Origin of the sequence: Kitasatospora sp. NPDC058115 (genome assembly GCF_042884635.1) — a bacterium.
Lineage (GTDB): Bacteria > Actinomycetota > Actinomycetes > Streptomycetales > Streptomycetaceae > Kitasatospora.
Genome location: NZ_JBHVTL010000037.1, coordinates 51726 through 70051 on the forward strand (window position 1 = coordinate 51726; position 18326 = coordinate 70051).

15 protein-coding genes are annotated in these 18326 nt (G+C 74.2%); 14 read left to right on the plus strand and 1 reads right to left on the minus strand.

The features are described 5' to 3' along the window. Positions 1 to 86 precede the first annotated feature (86 nt). From ACFVVL_RS31295 to ACFVVL_RS31315, 5 genes are read left to right on the plus strand one after another with little or no spacing between them, the layout of a single operon-like run. Positions 87 to 1931 carry an IucA/IucC family protein gene (locus ACFVVL_RS31295; protein ID WP_387681156.1) on the plus strand — a complete coding sequence of 615 codons (1845 nt, stop codon included), beginning with the start codon at positions 87 to 89 and terminating at the stop codon, positions 1929 to 1931. Continuing rightward, on the plus strand, positions 1823 to 2524 hold the full coding sequence (locus tag ACFVVL_RS31300) for a GNAT family N-acetyltransferase (RefSeq protein WP_380288464.1): 702 nt from the start codon (positions 1823 to 1825) through the stop codon (positions 2522 to 2524). The genes ACFVVL_RS31295 and ACFVVL_RS31300 overlap by 109 nt, the downstream gene beginning before the upstream one ends. A 14-nt stretch (positions 2525 to 2538) precedes the next feature. Then, complete coding sequence (locus tag ACFVVL_RS31305; RefSeq protein WP_387681159.1) at positions 2539 to 3927, plus strand: lysine N(6)-hydroxylase/L-ornithine N(5)-oxygenase family protein; 1389 nt, start codon at positions 2539 to 2541, stop codon at positions 3925 to 3927. Further along, positions 3905 to 5728: an IucA/IucC family protein gene (locus ACFVVL_RS31310; RefSeq protein ID WP_380288428.1), complete on the plus strand. Its 1824-nt coding sequence runs from the start codon at positions 3905 to 3907 to the stop codon at positions 5726 to 5728. The genes ACFVVL_RS31305 and ACFVVL_RS31310 overlap by 23 nt, the downstream gene beginning before the upstream one ends. Before the next feature lie 12 nt (positions 5729 to 5740). Further along, positions 5741 to 7873, plus strand: a complete 2133-nt coding sequence (locus ACFVVL_RS31315; RefSeq protein ID WP_380288430.1) for an ATP-dependent DNA helicase — start codon at positions 5741 to 5743, stop codon at positions 7871 to 7873. A 77-nt stretch (positions 7874 to 7950) separates the two neighbouring features. On the opposite strand, the gene lexA is transcribed toward ACFVVL_RS31315, so the two are convergent. Next, on the minus strand, positions 7951 to 8832 hold the full coding sequence (gene lexA / locus ACFVVL_RS31320; RefSeq protein ID WP_380288432.1) for a transcriptional repressor LexA: 882 nt from the start codon (positions 8830 to 8832) through the stop codon (positions 7951 to 7953). Positions 8833 to 9176: 344 nt separating this feature from the next. On the opposite strand from lexA, the gene nrdR reads away from it, so the two are divergent. From nrdR to ACFVVL_RS31365, 9 genes are all read left to right on the plus strand, one after another. Beyond that, a complete protein-coding gene (gene nrdR / locus ACFVVL_RS31325) occupies positions 9177 to 9674 on the plus strand; it encodes a transcriptional regulator NrdR (RefSeq protein WP_380288434.1) in 498 nt (165 codons plus the stop codon). Between the two features lie 216 nt (positions 9675 to 9890). After that, a complete protein-coding gene (locus ACFVVL_RS31330; protein ID WP_387681165.1) occupies positions 9891 to 12773 on the plus strand; it encodes a vitamin B12-dependent ribonucleotide reductase in 2883 nt (960 codons plus the stop codon). Positions 12774 to 12905: 132 nt separating this feature from the next. Then, on the plus strand, positions 12906 to 13145 hold the full coding sequence (locus tag ACFVVL_RS31335; protein ID WP_380288438.1) for a helix-turn-helix domain-containing protein: 240 nt from the start codon (positions 12906 to 12908) through the stop codon (positions 13143 to 13145). A gap of 3 nt (positions 13146 to 13148) precedes the next feature. Further along, the gene (locus ACFVVL_RS31340) at positions 13149 to 13712 is read left to right on the plus strand and encodes a Clp protease N-terminal domain-containing protein (RefSeq protein ID WP_387681168.1); all 564 of its coding nucleotides are present in this window, start codon (positions 13149 to 13151) and stop codon (positions 13710 to 13712) included. 188 nt (positions 13713 to 13900) lie between these two features. Next, a complete protein-coding gene (locus ACFVVL_RS31345) occupies positions 13901 to 15538 on the plus strand; it encodes a sensor histidine kinase (RefSeq protein ID WP_387681171.1) in 1638 nt (545 codons plus the stop codon). Beyond that, positions 15538 to 15984 carry a roadblock/LC7 domain-containing protein gene (locus ACFVVL_RS31350; RefSeq protein WP_380288444.1) on the plus strand — a complete coding sequence of 149 codons (447 nt, stop codon included), beginning with the start codon at positions 15538 to 15540 and terminating at the stop codon, positions 15982 to 15984. The genes ACFVVL_RS31345 and ACFVVL_RS31350 overlap by 1 nt, the downstream gene beginning before the upstream one ends. Next, positions 15981 to 16370 carry a DUF742 domain-containing protein gene (locus tag ACFVVL_RS31355; RefSeq protein WP_380288446.1) on the plus strand — a complete coding sequence of 130 codons (390 nt, stop codon included), beginning with the start codon at positions 15981 to 15983 and terminating at the stop codon, positions 16368 to 16370. Before ACFVVL_RS31350 ends, ACFVVL_RS31355 begins: the two co-directional genes overlap by 4 nt. Then, a complete protein-coding gene (locus ACFVVL_RS31360) occupies positions 16351 to 17025 on the plus strand; it encodes an ATP/GTP-binding protein (protein ID WP_387681176.1) in 675 nt (224 codons plus the stop codon). Before ACFVVL_RS31355 ends, ACFVVL_RS31360 begins: the two co-directional genes overlap by 20 nt. Further along, positions 17022 to 18266, plus strand: a complete 1245-nt coding sequence (locus ACFVVL_RS31365; RefSeq protein ID WP_380288450.1) for a cytochrome P450 — start codon at positions 17022 to 17024, stop codon at positions 18264 to 18266. Before ACFVVL_RS31360 ends, ACFVVL_RS31365 begins: the two co-directional genes overlap by 4 nt. Positions 18267 to 18326 lie beyond the last annotated feature (60 nt).

Below are 18326 nucleotides of genomic sequence, written 5' to 3' on the forward strand. Positions count from 1 at the left end.
ACCCTTACCTGACGCGACGGTGCGAGCGCCCGGCAGTTCCCTCCACCCCCTGCGCGTCGGCACTCCACGCGTCTCAAGGAGCAGCATTGAGCACCGCCCTGACCGGAGCCCCGCCCCGACTCCCGGCCCGCCGCCCCGCCGCCACCGCGGCCCCGGCCCCCTGCGACCGGCTGCTCCACCCGGACCCGGCCGTCGCCGCCGAACAGGCCGCCCTGGAGGCCCTGCTGCGCTGCTGGGCCCGCGAGACCGGCGCCACCCCCGGCCCCGACGGGTACCTGCGGATCGCCGTCCTCGGCGGCGCCGCCCGGCTCTCCGCCCCGGTCCGGCACTGGTCGCCGGCCGGCTGGCACCGCTTCGGCCCGGCCACCCTCGCGGCCGGCGAGGCCGCCGAGGCCGGGGACCTCGGCGACGACGCCCCGGTGGACGCCGTCACCGCCGCCGCCCTGCTCGCCGCCGCGGCCGCCGACCGGCCCGACCCCGGGCAGATCGCCGACCTCGCCGCACGGGTCGCCGACTCGGTGGTCCGCACCGCCGACATCCTCGCCCACCACCGCGCCGCCACCGCCCCGGTGCCCGGCGGACCGGAGCGCTCGGAATTCCTCGCCGCCGAGCAGTCCCTGCTGCTCGGCCACCCGATGCACCCCACCCCGAAGAGCCGCGACGGCCTCGGCCCCGCCCAGAGCGCCGCCTACTCGCCCGAACTGCACGGCTCCTTCCAACTGCACTGGTGGGCCGTCGACCGCGAGCTGCTCGCAGCCGGCTCCGCCGTCGCCGAGGACGCCGAGCGGATCACCGCCCGGCTGCTCGACGACCCCGGCCTGCTGCCGCCCGGCACCGCCGCCCTGCCGCTGCACCCCTGGCAGGCCCGCGAACTCGCCCACCGCCCCGCCGTCGCCGCGCTGCTCGCCGAGGGCCGGCTGCACGACCTCGGCCCGGCCGGCGACCCCTGGTACCCCACCTCCTCGGTGCGCACCGTCTACCGGCCCGGCACCCCCTGGATGCTCAAGCTCTCCCTCGGCCTGCGGATCACCAACTCCCGCCGGGAGAACCTCCGCAAGGAACTGCACCGCGGCCTGGAGATGCACCGGCTGCTGGAGAGCGGCCTCGGCGCCGAGTGGCGGGCCGTCCACCCCGGCTTCGACATCGTCCGCGACCCCGCCTGGATCGGCGTCGACCACCCCGGCCTCGGGGACCCCGGCGGCCTGGACACCGTGCTGCGGGCCCAGCCCTTCGCCCCCGGGGACCGCGCCTACTGCGTGGCCGGGCTGGTCGCCGAACGTCCGCACACCGCCCGCGCCGGCACCGACGCCGCCGTCCCCTCCCGGCTGGGCGACCTGCTGCGCCGGCTCGCCGCCCGCACCGGACGCCCACTGCCCACGGTGACCGCCGAATGGTTCCTGCGCTACCTCGACGCCGTCGTCCTGCCCGTCCTCTGGCTGGACGGCGTGGGCGGCATCGCCCTGGAGGCCCACCAGCAGAACAGCCTGGTGCTGCTGGACGCCGCCGGCTGGCCGGAGGGCGGCCGCTACCGCGACAACCAGGGCTACTACTACCGGCGGAGCGCCGCCGCCCGGCTCGCCGCCCGGCTGCCCGGCCTCGGCGCGCACAGCGACACCTTCCTCGACGACCCGGTGATCGACCACCACTTCGCCTACTACCTGGGCATCAACCACGTGCTCGGACTGGTCGGCGCGCTCGGCTCCCAGCAACTCGCCGACGAGGCCGTCCTACTGGCCGCGCTCCGGCGCTTCCTCGCCGGGCCCGCCGCCACCGCCACCGGCTCCGCGCTGCCCGGCCTGCTGCTGGACGCGCCGACCCTGCCCTGCAAGGCCAACCTGCTCACCCGGATCCACGGACTGGACGAACTGGTCGGGCCGGTCGCCACCCAGTCCGTGTACGTCGACATCCCCAACCCGGTGGCCGGCGCATGAGCGCCACCGGCACGACGGCCCGGCCGGGCACGGCCGGGGACCCGGCAGGGTGGGGCCCGATGCCCACCCCCGCCGGGGAGTTCCGGCTGCGCGGCGTCCGGCTCCCCGCCGACCTCGCCCTGCTCACCGGCTGGATGAACGACCCCGAGGTCGCCGCCTTCTGGGAACTCGCCGGCCCGCCCGTCGTCACCGAACGGCACCTGCGCGGCCAACTCGACGGCGACGGACACAGCCTGCCCTGCCTCGGCCTGCTCGACGGCACCCCGATGAGCTACTGGGAGGTCTACCGGGCCGACCTCGACCCGCTCGCCGCGCACTACCCGGCCCTGCCCCACGACACCGGCCTCCACCTGCTGCTCGGCCCCGCCGGCAGCCGCGGCCGGGGCCTCGGCGCCACCCTGCTCGCCGCCCTCGCCGACCGCCTGCTGCGGGACCGGCCGCGCTGCACCCGGGTGGTCGCCGAACCCGACGTCCGCAACCGGCGCTCCGTCCACGCCTTCCGCCGGGCCGGCTTCCGGCTCGCCGCCGAACTCGACCTGCCCGGCAAACGGGCCGCCCTGATGGTCCGCGACCGCACCCCGCACCCCGCCTAGGACTGCACCGCCTCATGGACACCCCCGCACCCCCGCCCGGGCCGTACGACCTGCTCGGCGTCGGCATCGGCCCGTTCAACCTCTCGCTCGCCGCGCTCGCCGAGCCCGTCCCCGGCCTGCGCACCCTCTTCTGCGACCGGCGCCCGGAGTTCCGCTGGCACCCCGGGATGCTCGTCGACGGCGCCCGGATGCAGGTGCCGTTCCTCGCCGACCTGGTCTCCCTGGTCGACCCGACCAGCCCGTGGTCCTTCCTCAACCACCTGCGCGAGCAGGACCGGCTGTTCCCCTTCTACTTCACCGAACGGTTCCAGCTCACCCGTCACGAGTACGACCACTACTGCCGCTGGGCCGCCGAACGGCTGGCCAACTGCCGCTTCGGCACCGAGGTCACCGCCCTGCACTGGACCGGCGACCGGTACCGCGCCGAACTGCGCGGGAGCGCGGGCGGGCGGGTGCGCACCGTCGAGGCGCGCAACGTCGTGCTCGGCGTCGGCACCCTGCCGGTGCGGCCCGCCGCCTTCGCCGCCCTCGACGGCCACCCCCGGGTCTTCCACTCCGCCGACTACCTCGACCGCCGCGCCGCCCTGGCCGGCGCCCGGGACATCACCGTCGTCGGCAGCGGGCAGTCCGGCGCCGAGGTCTTCCTCGACCTGCTGCGCCGCCACGACGGCGACGGCGTGCGGCTGCGCTGGCTCACCCGCACCCGGGCGCTGGCCCCGATGGAGTACTCCAAACTCGGCCTGGAGCACTTCACCCCCGACTACACCCGGTACTTCCACGGCCTGCCGGCGGCGGTGCGCGACGGCCTGGTCGAGGCCCAGTGGCAGCTGCACAAGGCCGCCTCCGCCGAGACCCTCGCCGAGATCCACGACCACCTCTACGCGCGCACCGTCGGCCGGGCGGTCGGCGAGGCACCGGTCGAGATCACCCCCGGCACCGCCGTCACCGACGCCCGCTCCGGGCCCTGCGGCGGGCTCGAACTCGACTGCCGGCACACCGACTCCGGCACCGGTCACGTGCTGCGCACCGACGCCGTGGTGCTCGCCACCGGCTACCGGGCCGCCCGCCCGGCGGCCCTGGAACCGCTCGCCCACCTCGTCGACTGGGACGCCGCGGGCCGCTACCGGGTCGGCCTGGACCACCGGGTGGCCACTCTGCCGGAGGTTACCGGCGGGCTGTACGTCCAGAACGGCGAGCTGCACACCCACGGGGTGGGCACCCCCGACCTGGGCCTCGGCGCGCACCGTGCCGCGGTGATCCTCAACGCCGTCACCGGGCGGACCGTCCACCGGCTGCCGCAGCGCACCGCCTGGACCGGCTTCGCGCCGCCGGCCGCACCCGTTCCCGTCCCCGCCCGCCCCCGACCCCAGGAGCCGACCCGTGCCGCAACCGCCGGCCGCTGAACCGCCGCTGTACCTGCCGCCGCAGCTCACCGCCGGGCCCTGGCAGCGGGCCGGCCGCGCACTGCTGGCCAAGATGCTCGGCGAGTTCGCCTACGAGGAGCTCGTCGCCCCCGTCGGGACCGGCCCCGACGGCTACGCGCTCAAGCTGCCCGGGGCCGAGTACCGCTTCACCGCCCGGCGCGGCGCCTACGACAGCTGGCACGTCGACCCCGGCTCCGTCGGCTGCGACGCGCCCGGCGGCCCCGACCCGCTGCGCTTCCTCATCCACGCCCGGCACGCCCTCGGCCTGCGCGGCGACACCACCGGCCACCTGCTGCGCGAACTCACCGCCACGCTGACCGCCGACGCCCACCTGCTCGCCACCGGGCTCACCGCCGCCGAACTCGCCGACCTCGGCCACACCGAGCTGGAGGGCCGGCAGGGCGGCCACCCGTGGATCGTCCCCAACAAGGGCCGGATCGGCTTCTCCGCCGCGGACGCCGCCCGCTGGGCCCCCGAGGCCCGCACCCCGCGCCCACTGCCCTGGATCGCCGTCCACCGCCGGCTCGCCGAGTACCGGGGCGTGGCCGGCCTCGCCGACCCCGCGTCGCTGTACCGCCGCGAGCTCGACGACCCGGACGCGCTGCGCGCCCCGCTCGGCGCCGCCGCCGACGACTACCTGCTGCTGCCGGTGCACCCCTGGCAGTGGGACGAGACCGTGCTGCCGCTGTTCGCGCCGTGGATCGCCTCCGGCGAGATCGTCCCGCTCGGCACCGACGGCGACCTGCGGCTGCCCCAGCAGTCGATCCGCTCGTTCTTCAACGAGAGCCGCCCGGAGCGCTGCACCGTCAAGCTGCCGCTCGCCATCCTCAACACCCTGGTCTGGCGCGGCCTGCCCACCGAGCGCACCCGGGCCGCACCCGCCGTCACCGCCTGGATCCACGGGCTGCGCGACGCCGACCCGTTCCTGCGCGACGAGTGCCGGGTGGTGCTGCTCGGCGAGATCGCCTCCGTCACCGTCGACCACCCGCTCTACCGCGAGCTGCCCGAGGCGCCGTACCAGTACAAGGAACTGCTCGGCGCGATCTGGCGCGAGCCGCTCGGCCCCGCGCTGGCGCCCGGTGAACGCGCCCGCACCCTGGCGGCGCTGCTGCAGACCGGCCGCGACGGGCGGCCGCTCGCCGCCGAGCTGATCGCCCGCTCCGGGCTCGCCCCCGCCGCGTGGACCGCCCGGCTGTTCGCCGCGCTGCTGCCGCCGCTGCTGCACTTCCTCTACCGGTACGGCCTGGTCTTCTCCCCGCACGGCGAGAACGCCATCGTCGTCTTCGACGAGCGGGACGTGCCGGTCCGGCTGGCGGTCAAGGACTTCGTCGACGACGTCAACCTCAGCGACCAGGACCTCCCGGAGCTGCGCGGCCTGCCCGCCGAGGTGGACGAGGTGCTGCTGCGCGAGGACCCGCAGGGCCTGTGCCAGTTCCTGCACTCCGGGCTCTTCATCGGGGTGTTCCGCTACCTGGCGCCACTGCTGGAGGCGCGGACCGGCCTGGCCGAGGCGGAGTTCTGGGCGCTGCTGCGCGCCGAGGTGCTGCGCCACCAGGCGCGATTCCCGGAACTCGGTGACCGGTTCGCGCTGTTCGACCTGTTCCGGCCGAGGATCGACCGGCTCTGCCTGAACCGCAACCGGCTGCTGCTGGACGGCTACGGGGACCGCCCGCACCGCCCGCACGCCGCCCGGCACGGCACGGTGCCCAACCCGCTCGCCGAGGACGGGGCGGCGCCGTTGCCCGGACAACGGGACCGGATTGTCACCCCCGCCCCGTAGGGTGGGAGGGTCATGACGAACGACTCCGAATCCCAGCTCCCCGCCGAGGACGCCGACCCGGCCGGGAGTTCCGAGGACGCCCCGGTCGAGGCCGTCCCCCGCGCCCGCGTCCCCGAGCTGCTGCACGCCGCGGTCGCGGCCGTCGGCGGCGTCGAGCGCCCCGGCCAGCTCCGGATGGCCGAGGCCGTCGCCGATGCCGTCGACCACGACGAGCACCTGCTGGTGCAGGCCGGCACGGGCACCGGAAAGTCCCTCGCCTACCTGGTGCCGGCGCTCGCCCACGGGGACCGCGTGGTGGTCGCGACCGCCACCCTGGCGCTCCAGCGCCAGCTCGTCGAGCGGGACTTGCCGCGCACCGTGGAGGCGCTCCACCCGGTGCTGCGGCGCCGTCCGCTGTTCGCGATGCTCAAGGGCCGCTCCAACTACCTGTGCCTGCACCGGGCCAACGAGGGCACCCCGAGCGACGAGGGCGAGGGCCTGTTCGACCCGGTCGAGGCGATGGGCGGGCCGGCCGGCAAGCTCGGCCAGGAGGTGCTCCGGCTGCGCGACTGGGCCGACGAGACCGAGACCGGCGACCGGGACGACATGACCCCCGGCGTCTCCGACCGGGCCTGGGCCCAGCTCTCGGTCACCTCGAAGGAGTGCCTGGGCGCCACCCGCTGCGCGTACGGGCAGGAGTGCTTCGCGGAGAAGGCGCGCGAGCGGGCCAAGCTCGCCGACGTGGTGGTCACCAACCACGCGATGCTCGCGATCGACGCGATCGAGGGCGCGCCGGTGCTGCCCGAGCACGGGCTGCTGATCATCGACGAGGCCCACGAGCTGGTCAACCGGGTCACCGGCGCGGCCACCGCCGAGCTGACCGTCGGCGCGGTGAACCGCGCGGTCAAGCGGGCCGCCCGGCTCGCCAACGAGAAGGCCGTGGACGCGCTCCAGGCCGCCGCCGAGAACTACCACGGCCTGATGGAGACCGCCCAGCCCGGCCGGGTCGAGGAGCTGCCCGAGTACCTCGGGTACGCCGTCACCGCGATCCGGGACGCCGCCCGGCAGGTGATCACCTCGCTCGGCGAGACCAGGGACAAGGGGCTCAGCGACGAGGACGCCGTGCGCAAGCAGGCGATGGCCTCCGCCGAGGCGCTGCACGAGACCGCCGACCGGCTTCTCCAGGACTCCGAGTACGACGTCGTCTGGATCGAGCGCAGCGACCGCTACGGGCTGGGCACCGCCTCACTGCGGGTCGCCCCGCTGAGCGTCTCCGGGCTGCTGCGCGAGGGCCTGTACAAGGAACGCTCGGTGGTGCTCACCTCGGCCACCCTCAAGCTCGGCGGGGACTTCAACGGCGTGGCGGCCTCGGTCGGCCTGCCCTCCGAGGCCCGGCTGCCGGACGTCCGCACCGCGGGCGACAACCCGGAGGCGGCGGGCGCGGGCTTCGGCGACGAGCCGGTGCCGCACTGGCGGGGGATCGACGTCGGCTCGCCGTTCAAGTACCCCAAGCAGGGCATCCTGTACGTCGCCAGGCATCTGGCCGACCCCGGGCGGGATCCCGAACGGCCGGACATGCTGGACGAGTTGGCCGAGCTGATCGGCGCGGCCGGCGGGCGCACGCTCGGGCTGTTCTCCTCGATGCGCGGTGCCCAGACGGCCGCCGAGGCGATGCGGGAGCGGCTGGACCACCGGATCCTGCTCCAGGGGGAGGACACCCTGGGCGAGCTGATCCGCGAGTTCGCCTCTGACGCGACCACCTGCCTGTTCGGCACGCTGTCGCTCTGGCAGGGCGTGGACGTGCCCGGGTCGGCGTGCCAGCTGGTGGTGATGGACCGGATCCCGTTCCCGCGTCCGGACGACCCGCTGATGAGCGCCCGGCAGAAGGACGTGGAACAGCGCGGCGGGAACGGCTTCATGGCCGTCGCGGCCACCCACGCGGCGCTGCTGATGGCGCAGGGCGCGGGCCGGCTGGTGCGCGCGGCGGACGACCGGGGCGTGGTGGCGGTGCTCGATCCGCGGGTGGAGACCAAGCGGTACGGCGGCTTCTTCCGCTCCTCGATGCCGGAGTTCTGGTACACCACGGACCGCAACCAGGTGCGCCGCTCGCTCGCGGCGATCGACGCCTCGGCGGCCCCGGTGCGGCCGGTGGTGAAGCGGGGCTGAGACGGGCCGGAGGGGCTCCGCGCGGTCTGCGGGGAGCCCCTTCCCGTCCGGGGGGCCTGGTGGGCCGGGGGCGGCGGTCAGAGCCGGCGGAGCACCGCCACGACCTTGCCCAGGATGGTCGCGTTGTCGCCGTTGATCGGCTCGTAGGCCGGGTTGTGCGGCATCAGCCAGATCCGGCCGTCCTCGCGCTTGAGGCGCTTGACGGTGGCCTCGCCGTCGATCATCGCGGCCACGATGTCGCCGTTCTCGGCGACGGGCTGGCGGCGGACGGTGACCCAGTCGCCGTCGCAGATGGCCGCCTCGATCATCGAGTCGCCGCGCACGGTGAGCGCGAACAGCTCGCCCTCGCCGACCAGCTGGCGCGGCAGCGGGAAGACGTCCTCGACCGTCTGCTCGGCCAGGATCGGCCCGCCGGCGGCGATCCGGCCGACCAGCGGCACGTAGGAGGTGGAGGGGCGCCCGGCGGTCTCGGCGGTGTTCGGCCGGGCCACCTCGACGCCGCGGACCTCGTAGGCGCGCGGGCGGTGCGGGTCCCGGCGGAGGAAGCCCTTGCGCTCCAGCGCCATCAGCTGGTGGGCCACCGACGAGGTGCTGGACAGGCCGACGGCCTGGCCGATCTCGCGCATGGACGGCGGGTAGCCGCGCCGCTGGACGGAATCCCGGATGACCTCGATCACCCGGCGCTGGCGCTCGGTGAGGCCGGCCTCGTCGGTGCGGATGCCGGGCGGGCGGCCGGGCGCCGAGCGGGCGGGGGCGGGGTGGGCGTCGTCCAGCGCGGGGGAGTGTTCGATGGGCTGGTCCGGAACGCGGCCGACGCCGGCGAGGCCCGGGCCCGGGAGGCGGTGGTCTTCGCTACGGTCCATGGTGATGTCCACACTCTGCTGATTCGTGGTGCGCTGCCCCACCTTGAGCTGGGAGTGTTCCTGCACCGGGATGGTGTTGCTTTCGACGGTGTTCACGGCGGCCCCTCTCGACGGCTGTCCTCTCCTTTTTCCAGCCCAACGCACCTCGTATCGAAAGGTTGCGCCAAACACACGTTCGAGTGAATTATTCGGGAGTTGGCTGACTCGATCAAGGCTTTGTTGTACATCGATTAAATGTTCGATCCGAAGGCGTCCCCGGAATCTTAGTCCGCGCCGACACGCCCGTGGGCCGACTTCCGCCACAGACCTAGATGTAGTGGCTACAGTCCTCTCCGTGGCCCAGTACTTGTGGTCGAGGCCTCAAGATCGGGTTGCTACCAGCGCCCCCGGATCGCATAGACTCGACCAGTCCGCACGTCCTGCCAGGGAGGGATCCTCAGGTGCACTGCCCCTTCTGCCGGCACTCCGACAGCCGCGTCGTCGACAGCCGGACCACCGAGGACGGCAGCTGCATCCGCCGTCGTCGGCAGTGCCCGGACTGCGGCCGCCGCTTCACCACGGTGGAGACGGCCGCCCTGATGGTCATCAAGCGCAGCGGCGTCACCGAGCCGTTCTCCCGGGAGAAGGTCATCTCCGGCGTCCGCAAGGCCTGCCAGGGCCGCCCGGTCACCGAGGACGCCCTCGCCCAGCTCGGCCAGCGGGTCGAGGAGTGCGTGCGGGCCACCGGCAACGCCGAGCTCACCACCCATGACGTCGGGCTGGCCATACTCGGCCCGCTGAAGGAACTCGACGTCGTCGCCTACCTGCGCTTCGCCAGCGTCTACCAGGCGTACGACGGACTGGAAGACTTCGAGGCCGCCATCGCGGAACTCCGCGCCGAGCGGCCCGCCCCCGCGGCGGACGGCACTCCGGTGTCCGTCGCCGCCGCCGCGCCCTAGCAGGCCCGGACCCTTCACCGGCCCCTTCCCGGGGTCGGCAGCACCCCCCGGCCCCCGCAAGGGCCGACGTGTGCCCGAAAACGGCGCACAGACCATGACAAACCGTGCGCGGCCGGCGAGGACTCCCGCCTGCCCGCACACCGGAAGAGCGAACCAGCCGTGCCCGGACTTTTCGGGGCACTCCGGGCGTTTGCCCAACCAGGAGGAGGAACAGAAGTGACAGACACCACGAGCGGTTCCGCACGCGGGTCGAAGTCCGACAAGACGGCGGCCAAGGCCGGCGCCGGCAAGGCCCCCAAGGGCGGGCTGAAGATCGGGCGCATCTACACCACTCCTGGCGTGCACCCGTACGACGAGGTCCGCTGGGAGCGGCGCGACGTCGTGATGACCAACTGGCGCGACGGCTCGATCAACTTCGAGCAGCGCGGCGTCGAGTTCCCCGACTTCTGGTCGGTGAACGCGGTCAACATCGTCACGTCCAAGTACTTCCGCGGCGCCGTGGGCACCCCGCAGCGCGAGTGGAGCCTCAAGCAGATCATCGACCGCGTGGTGCTCACCTACCGCGCCGCCGGGGAGAAGAACGGCTACTTCGCCACCCCGGACGACGCCGAGGTGTTCGAGCACGAGCTGACCCACGCCCTCCTCCACCAGGTGTTCAGCTTCAACTCGCCGGTCTGGTTCAACGTCGGCACCAAGCAGCCCCAGCAGGTCTCCGCCTGCTTCATCCTGTCCGTCGACGACTCCATGGAGTCGATCCTCGACTGGTACAAGGAAGAGGGCATGATCTTCAAGGGCGGCTCCGGCGCCGGCCTGAACCTCTCCCGGATCCGCTCCAGCAAGGAGCTGCTCTCCTCCGGCGGCAACGCCTCCGGCCCGGTCTCCTTCATGCGCGGCGCCGACGCCTCCGCCGGCACCATCAAGTCCGGCGGCGCCACCCGCCGCGCGGCCAAGATGGTCGTCCTGGACGTCGACCACCCGGACGTCGAGGCCTTCATCGAGACCAAGGTGAAGGAGGAGGAGAAGATCCGCGCCCTGCGCGACGCGGGCTTCGACATGGACCTCGGCGGGGACGACATCACCTCCGTCCAGTACCAGAACGCCAACAACTCGGTCCGCGTCAGCGACGAATTCATGACCGCCGTCGAGAACGGCACCGAATTCGGCCTGCGCGCCCGGATGACCGGCGAGGTCATCGAGACCGTCGACGCGAAGAAGCTCTTCCGCAAGATGGCCGAGGCCGCCTGGGCCTGCGCCGACCCCGGCATCCAGTACGACTCCGTCATCAACCACTGGCACACCTGCCCGGAGTCGGGCCGGATCAACGCGTCCAACCCCTGCTCCGAGTACATGCACCTGGACAACTCCAGCTGCAACCTCGCCTCGCTCAACCTCATGAAGTTCCTCCGCGACGACGACTCGTTCGACGCCGCGACCTTCGCCAAGGTCGTCGAGCTGGTCATCACCGCGATGGACATCTCCATCTGCTTCGCGGACTTCCCGACGGAGAAGATCGGCGAGACCACCCGCGCCTACCGTCAGCTGGGCATCGGCTACGCCAACCTCGGCGCCCTGCTGATGGCCACCGGCCACGCCTACGACAGCGCGGGCGGCCGCGCCCTGGCCGGCTCCATCACCTCGCTGATGACCGGTACCGCCTACCGCCGCGGTGCCGAACTCGCCGGTGTGGTCGGCCCGTACGACGGTTACGCCCGCAACGCCGCCCCGCACCAGCGGGTCATGAAGCAGCACGCGGACGCCTCGAAGGCCGCCGTCTCCTTCGACGACCTGGACGCCCCGGTCTGGGCCGCGGCCACCGAGGCCTGGAACGACGTGCTCCGGATCGGCGCGCAGAACGGTTTCCGCAACGCCCAGGCGTCGGTGCTCGCCCCGACCGGCACCATCGGCCTGATGATGGACTGCGACACCACCGGCGTGGAGCCGGACCTCGCGCTGGTCAAGTTCAAGAAGCTGGTCGGCGGCGGCTCGATGCAGATCGTCAACGGCACCGTCCCGCGCGCCCTGAAGCGCCTCGGCTACCAGGACGAGCAGATCGAGGCGGTCGTCGCGCACATCGCCGAGCACGGCAACGTGGTCGACGCGCCGGGCCTGAAGACCGAGCACTACGAGGTCTTCGACTGCGCCATGGGCGAGCGCTCCATCTCCCCGATGGGCCACGTCCGGATGATGGCCGCGATCCAGCCGTGGATCTCCGGCGCCATCTCCAAGACGGTGAACATGCCGGCCTCCGCGACCGTCGAGGACGTCGAGGAGATCTACTTCGAGGCCTGGAAGATGGGCGTCAAGGCGCTCGCCATCTACCGCGAGAACTCGAAGGTCGGCCAGCCGCTCTCGGCCAAGAAGAAGGACGAGAAGGCCGAGGAGGCCCCGGCCGCCGCGGTCGAGAAGGTCGTCGAGTACCGCCCGGTCCGCAAGCGCCTGCCCAAGGGCCGCCCGGGCATCACCACCTCCTTCACGGTCGGTGGCGCCGAGGGCTACATGACCGCCAACTCCTACCCGGACGACGGCCTCGGCGAGGTCTTCCTGAAGATGTCCAAGCAGGGTTCGACCCTCGCGGGCATGATGGACGCCTTCTCCATCGCCGTCTCGGTCGGCCTGCAGTACGGCGTGCCGCTGGAGACCTACGTCTCGAAGTTCACCAACATGCGCTTCGAGCCGGCCGGTCTGACCGACGACCCGGACGTGCGGATGGCGCAGTCGATCGTCGACTACATCTTCCGCCGCCTGGCGCTGGACTTCCTGCCGTTCGAGACCCGCTCGGCGCTCGGCATCCACTCCGTCGAGGAGCGCCAGCGTCACCTGGAGACCGGGTCCTACGAGCCGCTGGAGGCCGAGGAGGAGCTGGACACCGAGACGCTCGCCCAGTCCGCCCCGGTCGCCCCCGCCGTCAAGCCGGCCGCCGCCCCGGCCCCGGCCCCGAAGGCCACCCCGGCCCAGGCCCACAACTCGACCGAGCTGATCGAGATCCAGCTGGGCCTGAACGCCGACGCGCCGCTCTGCTTCTCCTGCGGCACCAAGATGCGCCGCGCCGGCAGCTGCTACCTCTGCGAGGGCTGCGGCTCCACCAGCGGCTGCAGCTGAGCACGGCCCGCACCTCCCGGTGAGGTGAGCCACCGCTGAAGGCGGGGCGAGGACATGACGTCCTCGCCCCGCCTTCAGTCGTTTGCGTCAACCAGGGTTGACGCCGGTCCGATGTCAACCTAGGTTGACAGCATGAGCGAGAGCGGAGAGCTGGCGGCCGCGGCCGGCAGCCGGGATCCGGCGGTGGGGCTCCGGGCCGTCCGGGCCCTGCGGGACCTGGCGGACCGGCTGGAGGCGCTGCAGGTCACGAGCGCGCGGGGGCAGGGCTGGTCGTGGCAGGAGATCGCGACCTGCCTGGGGGTGACCCGGCAGGCGGTGCACAAGAAGTACGCGAAGCGCGGGCTCGACGGAAGCGGGAAGGGCGGGGACTGAACGATGTTCGAGCGTTTCACCGAGGAGGCCCGGCGGGTGGTCGTCCGGGCCGGCCAGGAGTCGGCGGAGCTGCGGCACGGCCACGTCGGCACCGAGCACCTGCTGCTGGCGGTCCTGGCCGAGCCGGCGGACCCGGCGGCGCGGGTGCTGATCGAGGCGGGGCTCGACCGCGCCGCGGCCCGGCACGCCGTCCGGAGGCTGCTGGGGGAGGGCGACGACGCGCGGGCGCTCGCCACGATCGGGGTGGACCTGGACGCCGTGCGCGAGGCGGTGGAGTCCGTCTTCGGGGCCGGGGCCCTGGACGCGCCGCCGGAGCAGGAGCCGAGGCGGCGCGGGTGGTTCCGGTCCGAGGGCCGGGCGGGCCGCAGTCCGTTCACCTCGCGGGGGCGCAAGGTGCTGGAGCTGTCGTTGCGCGAGTCGCTGCGGCTGAAGTCCGGTCACATCGCGGTGGGTCACCTGCTGCTCGGTCTGCTCCGCGAGGGCGAGGGACTGGGGGCGCGGGTGATCGCCGCGCACGGCCTGGACTTCGCCGCCGTGCGGCGCGCGGTGGAGGCGGCGATGAGGTGAGACGGGAGGGGCGGCGCGGTATACGGAGCGTTGCGAGAGGAGACTGACCGTCAACTTATCGGTTGAGTGCATCGTCTGAATGGATATGATCGGCCGACTGCGTGAACCGAATTGCCGCCCGGAGACGTTCCACGACGTCGGCCGGGCGGTCGCGCATTCGCCCGACTTCTGCCGAGGACACCGCACCGATGACAGAACCCTCCCACCCCGACGGCGGGCCGCTCCGTCGACCCGACGCGCGCACCAAGGCCCTGACGGCGGCGGCCGCCCTGCTGGCGGCGGTGGTCGGGCCGGTCGGGATGATGCGGGCGGTCGACGCCGGGCAGCCGCTGACCGCGGTCGCCGTGGCGGCGGCCGCCGTGCTCTGGCTGATCGCCGTCCGGCAGGCCGGCAGCGCCACCGAGCGGGCCCGGCGGCTGGAGGCGGAACTGGCCGGGAAGGACGACGAGGCCATGGCGGCGCTGGTCGTCGCCGGGGCCGCCCGGCAGGGCGAGGCCTCCGCCCGGACGCGGGCCGCCGCCGCGGAGGCCGAGCGGGACGAGGCGCGGACCGCGCTCGGGCGGGCCGAGGAGGAGGTCACGGCCGCCCGCGCGGACGCGGCCCGGGCCCGCGCGGAGGCCGCGGCGGAGCGCGCCGAGCGGGCCGTCCTGGACCGGCTGGCCGACGAGGTGCTGCCCGAGGTGGTGAAGCGGCTGCGCACCGGCGCGACCGTGGACGGCGCGCTGGCCGCTCACCGTGAGCACCCCCAGCGCGCGCTGCTGCGTGCCGTCGCCGAGGAGATCGGCCGCGGCGAGCGGCAGCGGGCCGCCGCGCTGGCGGTCTGCGCGACCGCCGCCGGCCGGGTCCAGGCGCTCGCCACGAGCATGCACGCGGAGCTGCGCGAGATGCAGCACCGGCACGACGAGGAGGTCCTCGGGGACCTGCTGAGCCTGGACCACGCGACCGCCCAGGCGGGCCGGATGGCCGACAGCATCGCGGTGCTCACCGGCGCCCGCTCCGGCCGGCGCTGGGGCAGGCCGATCCCGGTGGAGTCGGTGCTGCGCGGCGCGCTCGGCCGGATCGGCGCCTACCGGCGGGTGCGGCTGCACAACGCGAGCACGGCCGCGGTGGCCGGGTTCGCCGCCGAGGGCGTGATGCACGCGCTGGCCGAACTGCTGGACAACGCGACCACCTTCTCCGCCCCGCCGGCCGAGGTGCACGTCTACGTCGAGGAGGTGCCGGCCGGTCTGGCGATCACCGTCGAGGACAGCGGCCTGGGCCTGAGCGACAGCTGGCTGCGCCGTGCCGAGCGGGCCGTCTCGGCGGAGCCGCTGGACCTCACCACGCTGTCGGCGGGCACCCGGATCGGCCTCGCGGTGGTCGGGGTGCTGGCCCGCAAGCACGGGCTGCAGATCTCGTTCCGGCCGTCCGCGCGCGGCGGCACCGGCGTGGTGATGCTGATCCCGCAGCAGCTGGTCACCCAGCCCGCGTCGGCGCCGCTCGCCGCACCCGTGTCCGCACCCGCACCCACGCCCGCCGAACGGGCCGCGCGCCCCGTGCTCACCCCCGCCGCGCCCCCCGCTCCCGCTCCGGCCCCCGCACCGAGGGTCACCGACAGCGGCCTGCCGCAGCGCCGCCGCGGCCAGACGCTCGCGGCCGCCCCCGCGGCCGCCCCGGCCGAGCGGACCGCCCGCCCCGGCGCGGCGGATGCCGCCGCCCGGTTCGGCGCGTTCCGCCGGGCAGCCCGGCCGGCCGTGGACACCGCACCGGCCGCGGAGACCCCGGGCACCCGGTCCGCCGCCGACCCCGCGTCCGACGTTCCCCCCGTCACCGAGAAGGACTCCTGATGAGCAGTGTCACCGACCGCGACCTCGACTGGCTGTTGGAAAACCTGCTGACCAACACCCCCGGCACCCGGCACGCCCTGGTGCTCTCCGCCGACGGCCTCAAGCTCTGCCACACCTCCGGCCTCGGCGACGACCGGGCCGACCAGCTCGCCGCCATCGCCTCCGGCCTGCAGAGCCTGGCGCACGGCGCGTCCATCGAGTTCGGCGACGGCACCGGCGGGGTCCGGCAGTCGATGACCGAGTTCCACGGCGGCGTGCTGTGCATCGTGGCGGCCGGGGAGGGCGCCCACCTCGCCGTGGTCACCGACGAGGACGCGGACGTGGGCGTGGTCGGCCACAACATGCATGGGCTGATCGAGCAGATCGGCGTCCACCTCAGCGCCCCGGCCCGGGAGGACGCCGCGGATCCGGACGCCCGGGGGGCCGACGGAAGCGCCGGGGCATGAGCGGGGGCGGGGGGACCACCGGCGGGCGGCCGGTCATGCCGGGCCGGGACGACGACCCGGACCGCCTGTACACCATCACCAGGGGCCGCAGCCGGGCCCCGGAGAACGCGTTCGACCTGGTCACGCTGATCGTCGCCGAGCGCGAGCCGGTGCCGGGCATGCAGTCGGAACACGCGCGCATCCTGCGGATGTGCGAGGCGCCGACCGCCGTGGTGGAGGTCGCCGCGGAGCTGGCGCTGCCGGTCTCGGTGGTGAAGATCCTCCTCGGCGACCTGCTGGAGGCCGGGTCGATCACCGCCCGCCACCCCCGGTTCGCGCCGGCCACGGCCCGGCTGCCCGATCTCGACACGCTGAAGCAGGTACTGCATGGACTCCAACAGCTCTGAGGGCCGGGACGCGCGTCCGGTCGGGCGGACGCCGCTGCGCCGCACCGCCGACAACGCGCTGAAGATCGTCGTGGTCGGTGGCTTCGGCGTGGGCAAGACCACCCTGGTCGGCGCGGTCAGCGAGATCCGTCCGCTGAACACCGAGGAGATCATGACCAAGGCCGGTGAGGGGATCGACGACCCCGCCGGCGCCTGGGGCAAGCGGTCGACCACGGTCGCCTTCGACTTCGGCCGGATCACCCTCTCCGCCAGCCAGGTGCTCTACCTGTTCGGCGCGCCGGGACAGGAGCGGTTCTGGTTCCTCTGGGACCGTCTGTTCTCCGGCGCCCTGGGCGCGGTGGTGCTGGTGGACGCCCGGCGGCTGGAGGACTCCTGGTACGCCATCGACCGCCTGGAGCACCACGGCACCCCGTTCATCGTCGCCCGCAACAACTTCGGCGCGCCGACCCACACCCTGGAGCAGGTCCGCGAGGCGCTCGACCTGCCGCCCGGGGTGCCGCTGGTGGACTGCGACGCCCGGGACCGGGCGTCCGGCAAACAGGTGCTGATCGAGCTGGTCCGCCATCTGACCGCCCGGGTCGAGGCCGAGTCGGCGGGCACCGCCGCCGCCACCGGCGCCCCCGTCCCCGACGTCCTTGAGGAGAGCACCCCGTGACCGAGCCCGCCGCCACCCCGCCGCCGGGCTGCCCGGCGCACGCCGGTGCCGTCCCGCTGTACGGGCCGCGCTTCCAGACCGACCCCGGGCAGGTCTACCGGGAGATGCGGGCCGCGCACGGCCCGGTCGCGCCGGTCGAGCTGGCCGGCGGGGTGCCGGCCTGGCTGGTGATCGGCTACCGCGAGCTCCAGCTGGTGACCGGTCAGCCGCAGCTGTTCGGCCGGGACTCCACGCGCTGGTCGGGCTGGTCGGAGATCCCCGAGGACTGGCCGCTCAAGCCGATGATGGCCCCCGTGCCGTCGATCCTCTACGCCGAGGGCGAGGAGCACGTCCGGCGCTCGCGGGCGGTCACCGACGCGCTGGCCGCCGTCGACCCGTACGAGCTGCGCAAGCACTGCGAGGAGCTGGCCGACCGGCTGATCGACGGGTTCGCCGGGCGCGGCGAGGCGGACCTGGTCGCCGAGTACGCCCACCGGCTGCCGCTGCTGGTGCTCTGCCGGGTGCTGGGGCTGAGCGAGGAGCAGGCTCCGGTGCTCATCGAGAGCCTGCTGGCCATGCTGGACGGCGGTGCGGACGCGCCGGCCGGAGCGCAGCGGCTGCTGGCGGTGATGCTGGAGCTGGTCGAGGAGAAGGCCGCGCACCCGGGCGAGGACGTCGCCTCGCGGATGCTGGCGCACCCGGCGGGCCTGACCCACGAGGAGGTCATGCGGGACCTCCGGGTGCTGCTGATCGCCGGTCACCAGCCCTGCTCGTACTGGGTCTCCAACGCGCTGCGGCTGATGCTCACCGACGAGCGGTTCGCCGCCTCGCTGTCCGGCGGGCGGCGCAGCATCGGCCAGGCGCTGAACCAGGCGCTCTGGGAGGACACCCCGACGCAGGTCTTCGCCGGCCGCTGGGCCGTCCGCGACACCCGGCTCGGCGGGCAGCGGATCGCCGCCGGGGACATGGTGCTGCTGGGCTTCGCGGGTGCCAACTCCGATCCGTCGGTACGGCAGCCGGACGGCCGGCCCGCCGAGGGCAACCGCGCCTACCTGAGCTACTCGTACGGCGAGCACGGCTGCCCGTTCCCGGCGCAGGAGGCGGCCGAGGTGATCGCGACGACGGCGGTCGAGGTGCTGCTGGACCGGCTGCCGGACCTCGGGCTGGCGGTGGCCGAGCACGCGCTGGTGTGGCGGCCGTCGGCCTGGGTGCGCGGGCTGGTGGCGCTGCCGGTGTCGTTCACCCCGGGGTACGCGGGCTGACCCGCGAGCGCAGCAGGACCCCGCAGCAGGACCCCGGTACCGCTGGACCCGAACCGAAGG

What these genes read in the sequence shown, in the direction of transcription:
- ACFVVL_RS31305 (WP_387681159.1), top strand. Translation starts at nt 2,539, where the DNA reads ATGGACACCCCCGCACCCCCGCCCGGGCCGTACGACCTGCTCGGCGTC.
- ACFVVL_RS31315 (WP_380288430.1), top strand. Translation starts at nt 5,741, where the DNA reads ATGACGAACGACTCCGAATCCCAGCTCCCCGCCGAGGACGCCGACCCG.
- ACFVVL_RS31335 (WP_380288438.1), top strand. Translation starts at nt 12,906, where the DNA reads ATGAGCGAGAGCGGAGAGCTGGCGGCCGCGGCCGGCAGCCGGGATCCG.
- ACFVVL_RS31340 (WP_387681168.1), top strand. Translation starts at nt 13,149, where the DNA reads ATGTTCGAGCGTTTCACCGAGGAGGCCCGGCGGGTGGTCGTCCGGGCC.
- ACFVVL_RS31345 (WP_387681171.1), top strand. Translation starts at nt 13,901, where the DNA reads ATGACAGAACCCTCCCACCCCGACGGCGGGCCGCTCCGTCGACCCGAC.
- ACFVVL_RS31350 (WP_380288444.1), top strand. Translation starts at nt 15,538, where the DNA reads ATGAGCAGTGTCACCGACCGCGACCTCGACTGGCTGTTGGAAAACCTG.
- ACFVVL_RS31355 (WP_380288446.1), top strand. Translation starts at nt 15,981, where the DNA reads ATGAGCGGGGGCGGGGGGACCACCGGCGGGCGGCCGGTCATGCCGGGC.
- ACFVVL_RS31360 (WP_387681176.1), top strand. Translation starts at nt 16,351, where the DNA reads ATGGACTCCAACAGCTCTGAGGGCCGGGACGCGCGTCCGGTCGGGCGG.